Raw genomic sequence first — 13,026 nt, 5'->3', positions numbered from 1 at the left:
CCGTTTCGATTACGCCGGTTGGCGGATCTCGAAGCTGTGGGTCACCGTGGCGGCCTTGTTGAGCATCAGCGCCACCGAGCAGTATTTCTCCGCTGACAGGTTCACCGCACGCTCGACGATCTTGTCGGTCAGGTCCTGGCCGGTAACGATGAAGTGCAGATTGATATGGGTGAACAGCCGCGGGGCTTCTTCGCGGCGCTCGGAGGTCAGCTTCACCTCGCAGTCGCGCACGTCGTTGCGCCCCTTTTGCAGGATGGATACCACGTCGATCGCGCTGCAGCCGCCCACCGACATCAGCACCATCTCCATCGGGCTGGGCGCTTTATCACCGGCGTTGCCGTCCATCAGCACCTGGTGGCCGGAGGCCGATTCACCCAAAAACGTTAACCCTTCCACCCACTTAACTCTTGCCTGCATTCTGGTCACTCCGGTTGATTTCTTAAAATCAGAGTACGCTTTCGCATAGAAACAGGCAACGTAACCTGATGCTAATCATGCTGAAGCGAGACAACACGAGACACCCGCCTTACTCTGTGCTACAAACAGAGCCGCAATAAATCTTTCCGGGACACTGTATTCAGGGAAACGCCCAGAGAAAGGCTCCTTTACCGGTATGTTAACAGAATGTAGCTTGCAGCGCTTACGGCAAGTTAATATGCTAGAGCGACAGCGTATTTTTATGACACGCCTCAAAACTTGCCGGTAGCCCTCGCTCATAACTGCGGCTACAGGTGGGTTTTACAGGGAACTCTGACCCCTGTGACACAAGGCAGCGATAACAACAGAGGATAACAGCGAATGGTTCTCGGCAAACCGCAAACAGACCCTACTCTCGAATGGTTCCTGTCTCATTGCCATATCCACAAATATCCATCGAAGAGTACGCTGATTCACCAAGGTGAAAAGGCCGAAACGCTTTACTACATCGTGAAAGGCTCCGTCGCGGTGCTGATCAAGGATGAAGAAGGTAAAGAGATGATTCTGTCCTACCTCAACCAGGGGGATTTCATCGGCGAGCTCGGATTGTTCGAAGAAGGCCAGGAGCGCAGCGCCTGGGTTCGCGCGAAAACCGCCTGTGAAGTGGCCGAAATTTCCTACAAGAAATTCCGCCAGCTGATCCAGGTGAACCCGGACATCCTGATGCGTCTGTCCGCCCAAATGGCGAGCCGCCTGCAGGTCACCTCCGAAAAAGTGGGCAACCTCGCCTTCCTGGACGTTACCGGCCGCATCGCGCAAACCCTGCTGAATCTGGCGAAACAACCCGACGCCATGACTCACCCGGACGGCATGCAGATCAAAATTACCCGCCAGGAGATCGGCCAGATCGTCGGCTGCTCGCGTGAAACCGTTGGCCGTATTCTGAAAATGCTGGAAGATCAAAACCTGATTTCCGCCCACGGCAAAACCATTGTCGTCTACGGCACCCGTTAATCCCTGAAGAAACGGCGCAATCTGCGCCGTTTTTTTGTCTGCTCTCTGCCATGTGGCGCCGCCTGATCTACCACCCGGAAATCAACTACGCACTGCGACAAACGCTGGTGTTGTGTCTGCCGGTGCTGTTCGGCCTGTTGATAGGCCAGTTACAGCTCGGCCTGATGTTCTCTCTGGTGCCCGCCTGCTGCAATATCGCCGGTCTGGACACGCCGCATAAGCGCTTCTTTAAACGGCTGATCGTCGGCGGTTCGCTGTTCGCCTTCAGCAGCGTGCTGCTGCAACAGGCACTGCTGTGGCACGTGCCGCTGCCGGCGCTGATGCTGGGCCTGGCGCTGCTGCTCGGCGTCACCGGTGAAATCAGCCCGCTGCACGCCCGGCTGTTGCCGGCGGCGCTGGTGGCCGCCATCTTCGCCCTCAGCACGACCGGTACGGTACCCATCTGGCAGGCGCCGCTGCTTTACGCGATCGGCACTGCCTGGTACGGCTTATTCACCTGGTTCTGGTTCAAGCTGTGGAAAGAACAGCCGATGCGCGAAACGCTGAGCCAACTCTACCTGGAACTGGCGGACTATTTCGAAGCCAAATACTCGCTGCTGACCCAGCACACCGATCCGCAAACCGCGCTGCCGCCGCTGCTGGTGCGCCAGCAAAAGGTGATGGATCTGATCAGCCTGTTGTACCAACAGCTTAATTTCCTGCCGCACGCCAACAACCTCGAGCAAAAACGCCTGCAGCGCGCCTTTCAGGTGGCGATGGACCTGCAGGAGCACATCACCGTCAGCCTGCACCTGCCGGAAGAGGTGCAAAAACTGGTGGAGCAGAGCCAGGCCGAAGCGATCATTCGCCGCAATGCTCAGGTGATCGCCGGCCGGCTGCGCGTGGTGGCGCACGATATTCTCTACCATCAACATTCGAAGCGCTTCTCCATGACCCATGAGCTGGCAGCGCTGGAAAAAATGGCGGCGCAGCATCCCGATAACCCGGTCGGCCAATTTTGTTACTACCACTTCAGCCGCATCGCCCGCCTGCTACGTACCCAGCATCCGCTGTACCGCCGCGACCTGATGCCCGGCCAGCACCGCCTGCCGTTTTGGCCGGCGCTGGTCAGCTACCTGTCGTTCAAATCCACCGCCCTGCGCAACGCCGCGCGGCTGGGCGTGACGCTGGCGGTCGGCAGCAGTCTGGGTGCGGTGTTCAACCTGCCGAAACCTTACTGGATCCTGCTCACCATCATGCTGGTGAGCCAAAACGGGTATAACGCTACCCGGGTGCGTATTCAGCACCGTGCGCTGGGCACGATTGCCGGGCTGCTGCTGGCGGCCGGGCTGTTGCAGCTGCAGTTGCCGGAAGGAGAAACGCTGAGCATCATGTTGGTGATCACGCTGCTGGCCTACCTGGTTTCGCGCAAGAACTACGGGCTGTCGGTGATTGGCTTTACGGTCACGGCGGTTTACACCCTGCAGCTGCTGGCGCTGAACGGCTCGCATTTTCTGGTACCGCGCCTGATCGATACGCTGATCGGCTGCGTACTGGCGTTCGGCGGCACCATTTGGCTATGGCCGCAGTGGCAAAGCGGGCTGCTGCGCAAGAATGCCCATCAGGCGCTGGAGAACGATCAAGCCGCGCTGCGGCTGATGCTGAAGCAACCGGAACCGGACGCCACTGCGCTGGCCTATACCCGCATGCAGGTCAACCAAGCGCACAACGCGCTGTTCACCTCGCTCAATCAGGCGATGCAGGAGCCGGGGTTCGCGTCGAACTATCTGGCGGACATGCGGCTGTGGGTCACTCACAGCCAGTTCATCGTCGAACACCTGAACGCCATGACCATTCTGGCGCGCGAGCACTACATGCTGACGCCGAAGCTGGCGGAAGAGTATCTGCAGACCTGTGAAATCGCGCTGCAAAGCTGCCAGCAGCGGTTGGAATACGACGGGCCGAGCAGCGGCAACAGCGGCATCATGCAGCCGCCGGATCTGCATCCGGAGATGCCCGTCACCGAGATGGAGCGCCATCTGCGGCGCATTTTGTCGCACCTGAGCGTGATGCACACCATTTCGTCGCTGGCCTGGCGCCAGCGCCCGCACCACGGCATTTGGCTCAAGCGCAAACTGCGCGATCAATAAGGGCGCGGCATGCCGCGCCCCGTTATTCGCCGCACGGGCTTCAGGCGTTGATCACATCCTGCACCGCCAGCTCGAACAGCGCCATGCCGGCCTCGATGTCCTGCAGCTCCACCACCAGCGACGGCGCGAAACGGATCACGTTCGGCCCGGCGTTGAGGATCATCAGCCCACGCGCAGCGGCGGCGGTGAGAAAATCGCGTGCTCTGCCATGATAATGCGGCGTCAGTTCGGCGCCGATCAGCAACCCCATGCCGCGAATGGCGGTGAAAACACCGTATTTATCGCCGATATCCTGCAAAGCCTGCACATACAACGCGTGACGCTGTTCAATGCCGCTCAGCACTTCCGGCGTATTGATCACATCCAACGCCGCCTCCGCCACCGCGCAGGCCAGCGGGTTGCCGCCGTAGGTGGTGCCGTGAGTGCCCACCTGCATCACCGACGCAATCTCTTCGGTAGTCAGCATGGCGCTGACCGGGAAACCGCCGCCCAGCGCCTTGGCGGTGGTGAGAATGTCCGGCGTCACGCCATAATGCATATAGGCGAACAGCTTGCCGCTGCGCCCCATGCCGCTTTGCACTTCGTCGAACACCAGCAGCGCCTGGTGTTGGTCGCACAGTTTGCGCACGCCTTTGAGGAAGTCGGCGTCGACCGGCGTAATGCCGCCCTCGCCCTGAATCGGCTCCATCACCACTGCGCAGGTGTGGTTGTCCATCACCGCTTTCACCGCCGCCAGATCGTTGAACGGCACGTGCACGATGTCGGCCGGCTTCGGCCCGAATCCGTCGGAGTATTTGGCCTGCCCGCCCACCGACACGGTGAACAGCGTGCGGCCGTGAAACGCGTTATAGAAAGCGATGATTTTGGTTTTGTACGGACTGTGACGGGTAATGGCGTAATGGCGCGCCAGTTTGAACGCCGCCTCGTTGGCCTCTGCGCCGGAGTTGGCGAAGAACACCCGATCGGCGAAGGTGGCGTCGATCAGTTTGCTTGCCAGGCGCAGCGCGGGCTCATTGGTGAAGACGTTGCTGGTATGCCACAGGGTTTCGCCCTGGCGTTTGAGCGCCTCGACCAGCGCCGGATGACAGTGCCCCAGCGCCGTCACCGCGATGCCGCCGGAAAAATCGATGTACTCTTTTCCCTGCTGATCCCAGACCCGGCTGCCTTGGCCGCGCACCGGCACAAACTGGGCAGGCGCATAAACAGGCAGGATCACCTGGTCAAAGGTACTGCGGCTCACTGCGGATTTTTCAGTCATTTTCGGCTCCACCCTGAAAGTTTTTCAGCGCTATCGTAATATCAGATTGAAAACATAATCACGAAATATGCATAAAAAACCAATCAAGCGCAAACGCAAAACGCCTGACGGGCGAAAAAAACGCACCGGAATTAACGCTTGAGGAAATTATCCAGCAGCTGGTGGCCCTGCTCGCTGAGCACGCTTTCCGGATGGAACTGCACGCCTTCCAGCGCCAAAGTGCGGTGGCGGATGCCCATGATCTCGTCGCGCACGCCGTCGCGTTCACTCCAGGCGGTCACTTCAAAGCAATCCGGCAGCGTATCAGCTTTCAGCACCAGCGAGTGATAGCGGGTCACGGTCAACGGATCGCTCAGGCCGCGAAACACGCCGACGCCCAGGTGACGGATCGCTGAGGTTTTGCCGTGCATCACCGCGCGGGCGCGCACCACCTCGGCGCCGAACGCCTGCCCCAGCGCTTGGTGCCCCAGGCACACGCCGAGGATCGGCAGCTTGCCGGCGAAATGACGAATGGCGGCCAGCGAGATACCCGCTTCGTTCGGGGTACAGGGGCCAGGGGAAATCACCAGATGCTGCGGCGCCAGCCGCTCGATATCGGCCAGCTGCAGCTCATCGTTGCGCTTCACCAGCACCTCGGCGCCCAATTCGCAGAAATACTGGTAAAGGTTATAGGTAAAGGAGTCGTAGTTATCGATCAGCAGCAGCATGTTAGATCCGGCAGAGAAAAACGCCGCCACAGTGTACTGATTTAACCCGCCGCTGCCGACGATAATTTCCGCTTACTTTTTGCGGCCGCCGGTGATCGACCCCAGCACGCCGCGCAGGATCTGGCGGCCGAGATCGCGCGCCATGCTCTTGGCGGCGGTCTGGACAATACCGTCGCGCTTGCCGCCGCGCGGGCCAGTAGAGCCGAACAGCAGCTCGTTCAAACCGTCCATCAGGCCGCCGCCCGCCTGCTGTTGCTGCGCTTGCGGTTGCTGCCCTTGCTGCGGGGTGCCGACGGTGGCGAAGCCGCCCGACGACAGCTTCTCGTAGGCGGACTCGCGGTCGATCATATCCTCATAGCGACCATACAGCGGCGATTTGTTGATCGCGCTGTTCAGCCCTTCCGCACCGAGCATGCCCATTTTGGACTCCGGCGCAATGACCATCGCCCGCTCCACCACGTTCGGGCGGCCCTTCTCGTCGAGGAATGACACCAGCGCTTCGCCCACGCCCAGCTCGGTGATCGCCGTTTCGGCATCGAAGGCCGGATTGGCGCGCAGGGTTTGCGCCGCCGTCTTCACCGCCTTCTGATCGCGCGGGGTAAAGGCGCGCAGCGCATGCTGCACGCGGTTGCCCAGTTGGCCGAGCACGCTGTCCGGGATGTCCAGCGGGTTCTGGGTGACAAAGTAAATGCCGACGCCTTTGGAACGGATCAGACGCACCACCTGTTCAATCTTGGTCAGCAGCGCCGCTGGCGCATCGTTGAACAACAGGTGCGCCTCATCGAAGAAGAACACCAGCTTCGGCTGTTCGGGATCGCCCACTTCCGGCAGGTGCTCAAACAGCTCGGCCAGCAGCCACAGCAGGAACACCGAATACAGCTTCGGCTGATTGATCAGCTTGTCAGCCGCCAGCAGGTTGATCACGCCATGGCCGTTGGCGTCAGTTTTCATCAGATCGTTGATGTCCAGCATCGGCTCGCCGAAGAACTGGTTGGCGCCCTGCTCTTCCAGCGTCAACAACCCACGCTGGATGGCACCGATCGACGCGGTAGAGATATTGCCGTACTGGGTCTGGAATTGTTTGGCGTTGTCGCCGACGAACTGCACCATGGCGCGCAGGTCTTTCATGTCCAGCAACAGCAGCGCGTTGTCATCGGCAATTTTGAACACCAGCTGCAGCACGCCGCTTTGCACCTCGTTCAGATCCAACAGGCGCCCCAGCAGCAGCGGCCCGAGATCGGAAATCGTGGCGCGGATCGGGTGGCCCTTCTCGCCGTAAATATCCCACGGGATAATGGTGCAGGCCTGCGGCTGCCAGTCGGTGACGCCAATCGCCGCCAGGCGCGCCTGCAATTTCTCGGAAGGCACGCCCTCGGCGCCGATGCCGGACAAATCGCCTTTCACGTCCGACAGGAACACCGGCACGCCAATGCGCGAGAACTGCTCGGCCATTTTTTGCAGCGTCACCGTCTTACCGGTGCCGGTTGCCCCGGTGATCAGCCCGTGGCGGTTGGCCAACGCCGGCAAAATCACCAGATCCTGCTCCGGTTTTCCGTCTTTCATCGCTTTGGCGATAATCCGTGGTTCACTCATTTTCTGTTCCTTTGACGCTGACGCGTCGCGAAACGCGCCTGTTGATGCAATAAAGCTATAAGCGCCGCGTAACCCCGTCAAGGACAAACAAAATGGGCGCCGTCGGAGCCTGATGAATTCAGATTGCGCTTAGCGCCAGCACGTCTTTGCTTGAACAATAAAGCACCAGTGCTATAGTGATCATTACGCTGTATATACGAGGTAAATACCATGTCTGAATCTACCGTGGTAATCCGCGTGGATGAAGAGTTAAAAACCGCTTTCGCCAGCGCGGCAAAGGCCGCCGATCGCACGGCTTCGCAACTGCTGCGCGATTTCATGCGCGAGTTTGTCAGCCGCCAGGCACAGCAGGAAGAGTACGACCAGTGGTTAAAGGAAAAGGTCGAGGTGAGCCGCAAGGCGTGGCGTGAAGGCAAGTTCGCCGACGATGAAGAGGTGGCCGCTTATTTCGCCGAACGCAGAGCTAAATCAACGCAATAAAACACAAAAGGACTTTTGTGAAACTGACATGGACGGAACCCGCCATCGCCGATCGTCTGGCGATTTATGAATGGTTGGAACTTAAAAACCCGGCCGCCGCCGCAGAGAATGATGCAAAAATCGCTGACGCGGCGGCACGCCTCGTGCATCATCCCGCCAGCGGGAAAACGGGTCGGATAGCCGGCACGCGCGAGCTGGTCATCTCCCCGTCCTATCTGCTGGTCTATGAATGGGCGCCTCAACGTATCATCGTATTGGCCATCGTGCATACTCGCCGCCGGTGGCCGCCGGCATAGTCACCCCCGCAGCCCCAGTTGCTCCTTCAACGCCTTCAAATAGCGCCGGCTGACCGGCACCGGATCGCCGGCCGACATGATCATCTCCGCCGCGCCGCCCTCTTCGAAACGGATCTCGCGCACCTGCTCCAGGTTGACCAGATACTGCCGATGGCAGCGCACCAGCGGCGTACGGCTTTCCAGCGTGCGCAGCGTCAGCTCGGTGAAACACTCCATGCCATCGCTGCGCACCACGAACACCCCGCTCAGCTTGGAACGGATCGCCAGCACTTCGTCGAACCGCAACAGATAGATGCGGCTGTGGCCGGTGCAGGGAATGTATTTCAGGTAACCGGCGCTCTCATCCAGCGCCGTCACGTCCTGCGGCGCACTGCGCTGCCGCAGGCGTTGCAGCGTCTTGCTCAGCCGCTTCGGCTCCGCCGGCTTCAGCAGATAGTCGAAGGCATGCTCCTCGAACGCCTGCACCGCGTATTCGTCGTAGGCGGTCAGAAACACGATGTGCGGCATGCGGTTAGGATCCAACATGCCGACCATTTCCAGCCCGCTGATGCGCGGCATCTGGATATCGAGAAACACCACGTCCGGCTGCAGCCGGTGGATCTGGCTGATGGCTTCGATGGCATTGGCGCATTCGCCGATGATCGCGATCTCCGCCTCGGCCTCCAGCAGATGACGCAGGTTGTCGCGCGCGGAAGGTTCATCGTCAACAATCAGTGCGTTTAACATCAGGCGGCCCTCTCCATGGGAACATTGAGCGTAATGCGGGTGTAGGCGTCCGGCCGGCAATCCACCTGCACGCCATAGCCTTCGCCGTAGCGCACGCGAATGCGTTTATCCACCAGATTCATCCCCAGCCCGCTGCAGTTCGGTTTCGGCTGGAACAGCCCGGCGTTGTCCGTCACCTGCAGCAGCAGATGCTCGCCTTCGCAGCAGGCGCCAATTTCGATACGGCCCACGCCCAACAGATGCGAGGTGCCATGCTTGATGGCGTTTTCGACGATCGGCTGCAGCGAGAACGCCGGCAGCCGCACCGCCAACAGCGCCTCCGGCAGCGACACCGCGATCTCCAGCCGATCGGCGAAGCGCGCTTTCTCGATCTGCAGGTAGGCGTTCACGTGTTCAATCTCGTCCGCCAGGCTGACTTCGTCATCCGAACGTTTTAGGTTTTTACGAAAGAAGGTCGAGAGGGACTGCACCAGATCGCAGGCGCGCTCGCCATCGCGGCGGATCACCGCCACCAGGGTATTCAAGGCATTGAACAGGAAATGCGGATTGACCTGCGCATGCAGCAGCTTGATCTCCGACTGCGCCAGCAGCTGCTTGTGGCGCTCGTACTGTCCGGCCATGATCTGCGCCGACAGCAGGCTGGCGATGCCTTCGCCCAACGTACGGTTGATGGTGCTGAACAGCTGGCTTTTCGGTTCGTACAGCTTGATGGTGCCGATCACCCGCTGGTTTTCGCCGCGCAGCGGGATCACCAGCGTCGAACCCAGCTTGCAGGCCGGGTTGATCGAGCAGCAATAAGAGAGCTGATTACCGTCGGCGTACACCACCTCGTTGTTGTCGATGGCGCGATGCGAATGCACCGAGGCGATCGGCGTGCCCGGCAGGTGGTGATCGTCGCCGATGCCGATAAACGCCAGCAATTTGTCGCGATCGGTGATCGCCACCGCGCCGATGCCCAGCTCCTGATAGATCACCCGGGCGACCTTCATACTGTTCTCCTGATCGAACCCCTGCCGCAGGATGCCCTCGGTGCGCTCGGCGATCTTCAGCGCCTTGGAAGAGAAGGCACTGGTGTATTTTTCGAACATCGCGCGCCGATCCAGCAGGATTTGCATGAACATCGCCGCGCCGACGGTATTGGCGATCATCATCGGCAGCGCGATATGCTCCACCAGCTGCAACGCTTCGCCGTAAGGGCGCGCCACCGCCAGGATGATCGCCATCTGCAGCACTTCCGCCACCAGCGCCACGCCGCCGACGAACAGCGGATTGAACAGCAGCTCGATGCGCCCCCGGCGCATGGCGATGCTGTGTACGATGCCGCCGACCAGGCCTTCGGACACCGTGGAAATCGCGCAGGCCACGTCGGTCATGCCGCCGAGCGTATACCGGTGCAGGCCGCCGGTCAGCCCGACCAGAAAACCCACCGACGGCCCGCCCAGCAACCCGCCCAAAACCGCGCCTATCGCGCGGGTGTTGGCGATCGAATCCTGAATGTGCAGCCCGAAGTAGGTGCCCATGATGCAGAACACGGAGAAGATCACGTAGCACAGCAGCTTATGCGGCAGGCGAATGGTCACCTGCATCAGCGGGATGAACAGCGGGGTTTTGCTCAGCAGATAGGCGATAACGAGATAGACGCACATCTGCTGCAACAGCAACAGCACCTGGTTAAATTCATACATGGCAGCAACTCATCCAGAGACAACAAAGGGCGAACGCCGGATTTCCGGTCTGATTATTGTCTGCCGATTAGAGCATGGGGCGCGGGAGAAAACAGTGATGAAGGCAAGGCTTCGGGAGGAAGGAGCGGCCGACCCCGACGGGATCGGCCAAAAACTTACGGCAGCACCTTGGCTGACAGAATCACCACCGGTTTGGTCGGCACATTCTGGTAAGGGCCGACGTTGCCGGTCGGCACCTGGGCAATTTTGTCCACCACGTCCATGCCTTTCACCACTTTGCCGAACACCGCGTAGCCGAAGTCACGCTGGCCGTGATCCAGGAAGGCGTTATCCGCCACGTTCAGGAAGAACTGGCTGGTGGCGCTGTCCTTGTCGGCGGTGCGCGCCATTGAGATGGTGCCGCGCAGGTTACGCAAGCCGTTATCGGCTTCGTTCTTGATCGGCGCCTTGGTGGATTTTTGCTGCATGTCAGCGGTGAAACCGCCGCCCTGCACCATAAAACCCGGGATCACGCGGTGGAAGATGGTGTTGTTGTAGTACCCGCTGTTCACGTAATCGACGAAGTTCTGGGTGGAAACCGGTGCCTTCTTGCTGTCGAGCGCCAACTCGATATTCCCCGCCGAGGTCGTCAGCATGACGTGGGTCTCACCGGCGGCGAGTGCGGCTGGCGCCACTGCGGTCAGGGAACACAGCGCGACGAAGGTCACTAAAGTACGTTTGAACATTAACGGGTCCTTTCTCTGAGAGACAAACTACGGAAAAGCGCTTTGATTCTAAAGAGCTGTATCGGCAAGTGCCAGCCATTTACCTATATTTACCCAATTACGGGACATATCCTAGGCGGCCCTGAATTTTGCTGCGGAAAGTATGGGCGCAGAAGGCTTTTTTGCCAACCGCATCACGCATTTTTTGCCCCGCGCCGCCCTGGGTCGGTTTTTGCGATCTGCCTCCCAGTTTGCACATACATTGCCGTTACTCTATATAAATGAGAGCGCTCTCATTATAAAAAGAACGGATACTGAGGCATCCCACGGCGGCATCGCCGCGCAACCCCTGGAGAAATGACGTGAGTGAATTGATGACTGAAATCAGCCCCGAGTTTGAAAGCACCATCATGGAACTGCTGGTGTTCTCCGGCAGCGCGCGCAGCAATGCGTTGATGGCGTTGCGGCAAGCGCGTGCCGGCGACTTCGCCGCGGCGGCCAAACACATGGCCGAGTCCAAAGAGTGGGTGAAGAAGGCGCACCTGATCCAGACTGAGCTGATCGGCCTGGACGAAGGCTGCGGCAAGCTGGCGATCAACCTGATCACCGTGCATGCGCAGGATCATCTGATGAACGCCATGGTGATCCAGGATCTGGCCGACGACATGATCGAGCTCTATCGCCGTCAGTCGCAGACGGAGGGCCGACCATGAGCACGCTCAAAATCGCCGTGATCGGCGGCGGCAGCAGCTACACTCCCGAATTGGTCGATGGGCTGATCCAGCGCATCGAGGAGCTGCCGGTCACCGAACTGGCGCTGGTGGACGTCGAGCCGGGCCGGCAAAAAGTGGAGACCATCGCCGCCCTGACCCGCCGCATGCTGGCGCGCCACGGGCTGGAGCAGGTGAAGGTCAGCGTGCACTTCGCGCTGGACGACGCCATTCGCGGCGCCGCCTTCGTGCTGACCCAGTTCCGCGTCGGGCAACTGCCGGCGCGCGCCGCTGATGAACGGCTGGGCCTGAAATACCAGTTGCTCGGCCAGGAAACCACCGGCGTCGGCGGCTTCGCCAAGGCGCTGCGCACCATCCCGGTGATGCTGGATATCGCCCGTCGGGTGGAAAAGCTGGCGCCGGACGCCTGGATCATCAACTTCACCAACCCGGCCGGCATCGTCACCGAGGCGGTATCCCGTTTTACCAAAGCGAAAATCATCGGCCTGTGCAACGTACCGATCAGCATGCATCACATGATCGCCAACATGCTGCAGGCGCCTTACGCCGACGTGCAGCTGCAGTTCGCCGGCCTGAACCACATGGTCTGGGTGCATCAGGTCACGCAGCAGGGGCGCGACGTCACCGCTAAGGTGATCGACATGCTGTGCGACGGCGCGGCGCTGACCATGAACAACATCAAGGAAGAGCCCTGGCAGCCGGACTTCCTGCGCGCGCTCGGCGCGATCCCCTGCCCGTACCACCGCTATTTTTACCAGACCCGCGAGATGCTGGCGGAGGAGATGGCCGCTGCCGGCGAGCGCGGCACCCGCGCCGAGCAGGTGATGCAGGTAGAAAAAGAGCTGTTCGAGCTGTATGCCGATCCGCAGCTGAACAGTAAGCCGGAGCAACTCAGCTTCCGCGGCGGTTCTTTCTATTCCGAAGTTGCGCTGGAGCTGATTCGTGCTATCCATAATAATCTCGGCACGCAATTAGTGGTCAACACCGCAAACCGCGGCGCAATCCATGGCCTGCCGGACGATGCTGTGATAGAAATCAACTGTATCGTCGATGCTCAGGGCGCACACCCGCTGACCTTCGGCCCGCTGCCGGAGCCGATGCAGGCCCTGACGCAGCAGGTGAAAGCCTACGAACGTCTGACCATCGAAACCGCAGTGCACGGCGATCGCCGCAGCGGATTGCTGGCGCTGATCGCCAACCCGTTAGTGGGCAACGCCAACCTGGCGCAGCCGCTGCTGGACGAGGTGTTGACGATAAACGCGCCGTATTTGCCGCAGTTCAGGTAA

Annotated in this window: 13 protein-coding genes; 6 read left to right on the top strand and 7 right to left on the bottom strand. The window is 60.2% G+C overall.

Annotation, left to right across the window (positions count from 1 at the left end; translation table 11 throughout):
• Positions 1 to 9: 9 nt before the first annotated feature.
• Positions 10 to 417 (bottom strand): OsmC family protein, encoded by a 408-nt coding sequence (locus FUU19_RS05055; protein ID WP_004930372.1) that lies wholly within the window; start codon positions 415 to 417, stop codon positions 10 to 12.
• A gap of 381 nt (positions 418 to 798) precedes the next feature.
• Here FUU19_RS05055 and crp point away from each other — a divergent pair, with 381 nt between their 5' ends.
• A complete protein-coding gene (gene crp / locus FUU19_RS05050; RefSeq protein WP_004090925.1) occupies positions 799 to 1,431 on the top strand; it encodes a cAMP-activated global transcriptional regulator CRP in 633 nt (210 codons plus the stop codon).
• A gap of 50 nt (positions 1,432 to 1,481) precedes the next feature.
• A complete protein-coding gene (locus FUU19_RS05045) occupies positions 1,482 to 3,560 on the top strand; it encodes a YccS/YhfK family putative transporter (protein ID WP_141972212.1) in 2,079 nt (692 codons plus the stop codon).
• 40 nt (positions 3,561 to 3,600) lie between these two features.
• On the opposite strand, the gene argD is transcribed toward FUU19_RS05045, so the two are convergent.
• From argD to FUU19_RS05030, 3 genes are all read right to left on the bottom strand, one after another.
• The gene (gene argD, locus FUU19_RS05040) at positions 3,601 to 4,818 is read right to left on the bottom strand and encodes a bifunctional acetylornithine/succinyldiaminopimelate transaminase (RefSeq protein WP_202670405.1); all 1,218 of its coding nucleotides are present in this window, start codon (positions 4,816 to 4,818) and stop codon (positions 3,601 to 3,603) included.
• Positions 4,819 to 4,949: 131 nt separating this feature from the next.
• Complete coding sequence (locus FUU19_RS05035; RefSeq protein WP_049198366.1) at positions 4,950 to 5,525, bottom strand: aminodeoxychorismate synthase component II; 576 nt, start codon at positions 5,523 to 5,525, stop codon at positions 4,950 to 4,952.
• A gap of 72 nt (positions 5,526 to 5,597) precedes the next feature.
• Positions 5,598 to 7,118, bottom strand: a complete 1,521-nt coding sequence (locus FUU19_RS05030; protein WP_202670406.1) for a helicase HerA-like domain-containing protein — start codon at positions 7,116 to 7,118, stop codon at positions 5,598 to 5,600.
• A 210-nt stretch (positions 7,119 to 7,328) separates the two neighbouring features.
• On the opposite strand from FUU19_RS05030, the gene FUU19_RS05025 reads away from it, so the two are divergent.
• Both FUU19_RS05025 and FUU19_RS05020 read left to right on the top strand, forming a co-directional pair.
• Positions 7,329 to 7,598 carry a hypothetical protein gene (locus FUU19_RS05025; protein WP_141972204.1) on the top strand — a complete coding sequence of 90 codons (270 nt, stop codon included), beginning with the start codon at positions 7,329 to 7,331 and terminating at the stop codon, positions 7,596 to 7,598.
• A 17-nt stretch (positions 7,599 to 7,615) separates the two neighbouring features.
• The gene (locus tag FUU19_RS05020; protein ID WP_141972182.1) at positions 7,616 to 7,894 is read left to right on the top strand and encodes a type II toxin-antitoxin system RelE/ParE family toxin; all 279 of its coding nucleotides are present in this window, start codon (positions 7,616 to 7,618) and stop codon (positions 7,892 to 7,894) included.
• Here FUU19_RS05020 and btsR read toward each other — a convergent pair whose 3' ends face one another.
• The 3 genes from btsR to ppiA form a co-directional block, all read right to left on the bottom strand.
• Entirely contained in the window at positions 7,895 to 8,620 is a 726-nt protein-coding gene (gene btsR / locus FUU19_RS05015; protein WP_107227959.1) for a two-component system response regulator BtsR, read from the bottom strand.
• Complete coding sequence (locus FUU19_RS05010) at positions 8,620 to 10,305, bottom strand: sensor histidine kinase (protein WP_141972178.1); 1,686 nt, start codon at positions 10,303 to 10,305, stop codon at positions 8,620 to 8,622. Before FUU19_RS05010 ends, btsR begins: the two co-directional genes overlap by 1 nt.
• A gap of 155 nt (positions 10,306 to 10,460) precedes the next feature.
• Positions 10,461 to 11,030 (bottom strand): peptidylprolyl isomerase A, encoded by a 570-nt coding sequence (gene ppiA / locus FUU19_RS05005; protein ID WP_141972176.1) that lies wholly within the window; start codon positions 11,028 to 11,030, stop codon positions 10,461 to 10,463.
• 353 nt (positions 11,031 to 11,383) lie between these two features.
• Between ppiA and FUU19_RS05000 the strand changes: the two genes are divergently transcribed.
• Entirely contained in the window at positions 11,384 to 11,722 is a 339-nt protein-coding gene (locus FUU19_RS05000; protein WP_197834545.1) for a PTS lactose/cellobiose transporter subunit IIA, read from the top strand.
• On the top strand, positions 11,719 to 13,026 hold the full coding sequence (locus FUU19_RS04995; RefSeq protein WP_141972171.1) for a 6-phospho-beta-glucosidase: 1,308 nt from the start codon (positions 11,719 to 11,721) through the stop codon (positions 13,024 to 13,026). Before FUU19_RS05000 ends, FUU19_RS04995 begins: the two co-directional genes overlap by 4 nt.

Origin of the sequence: Serratia montpellierensis (assembly GCF_020858655.1) — a bacterium.
GTDB lineage: Bacteria > Pseudomonadota > Gammaproteobacteria > Enterobacterales > Enterobacteriaceae > Serratia > Serratia montpellierensis.
The sequence above is the reverse complement of the archived record's forward strand: the minus strand, read 5'-3'. Positions and strand labels throughout refer to the sequence as shown.

Coding starts and splice junctions, on each gene's coding strand:
- FUU19_RS05025 (WP_141972204.1), top strand. CDS start 7,329: ATGTCTGAATCTACCGTGGTAATCCGCGTGGATGAAGAGTTAAAAACC.
- FUU19_RS05000 (WP_197834545.1), top strand. CDS start 11,384: ATGACTGAAATCAGCCCCGAGTTTGAAAGCACCATCATGGAACTGCTG.
- ppiA (WP_141972176.1), bottom strand. CDS start 11,030: ATGTTCAAACGTACTTTAGTGACCTTCGTCGCGCTGTGTTCCCTGACC.
- FUU19_RS05010 (WP_141972178.1), bottom strand. CDS start 10,305: ATGTATGAATTTAACCAGGTGCTGTTGCTGTTGCAGCAGATGTGCGTC.
- FUU19_RS05045 (WP_141972212.1), top strand. CDS start 1,482: ATGTGGCGCCGCCTGATCTACCACCCGGAAATCAACTACGCACTGCGA.
- FUU19_RS05030 (WP_202670406.1), bottom strand. CDS start 7,118: ATGAGTGAACCACGGATTATCGCCAAAGCGATGAAAGACGGAAAACCG.
- crp (WP_004090925.1), top strand. CDS start 799: ATGGTTCTCGGCAAACCGCAAACAGACCCTACTCTCGAATGGTTCCTG.
- argD (WP_202670405.1), bottom strand. CDS start 4,818: ATGACTGAAAAATCCGCAGTGAGCCGCAGTACCTTTGACCAGGTGATC.
- FUU19_RS05035 (WP_049198366.1), bottom strand. CDS start 5,525: ATGCTGCTGCTGATCGATAACTACGACTCCTTTACCTATAACCTTTAC.
- btsR (WP_107227959.1), bottom strand. CDS start 8,620: ATGTTAAACGCACTGATTGTTGACGATGAACCTTCCGCGCGCGACAAC.
- FUU19_RS04995 (WP_141972171.1), top strand. CDS start 11,719: ATGAGCACGCTCAAAATCGCCGTGATCGGCGGCGGCAGCAGCTACACT.
- FUU19_RS05055 (WP_004930372.1), bottom strand. CDS start 417: ATGCAGGCAAGAGTTAAGTGGGTGGAAGGGTTAACGTTTTTGGGTGAA.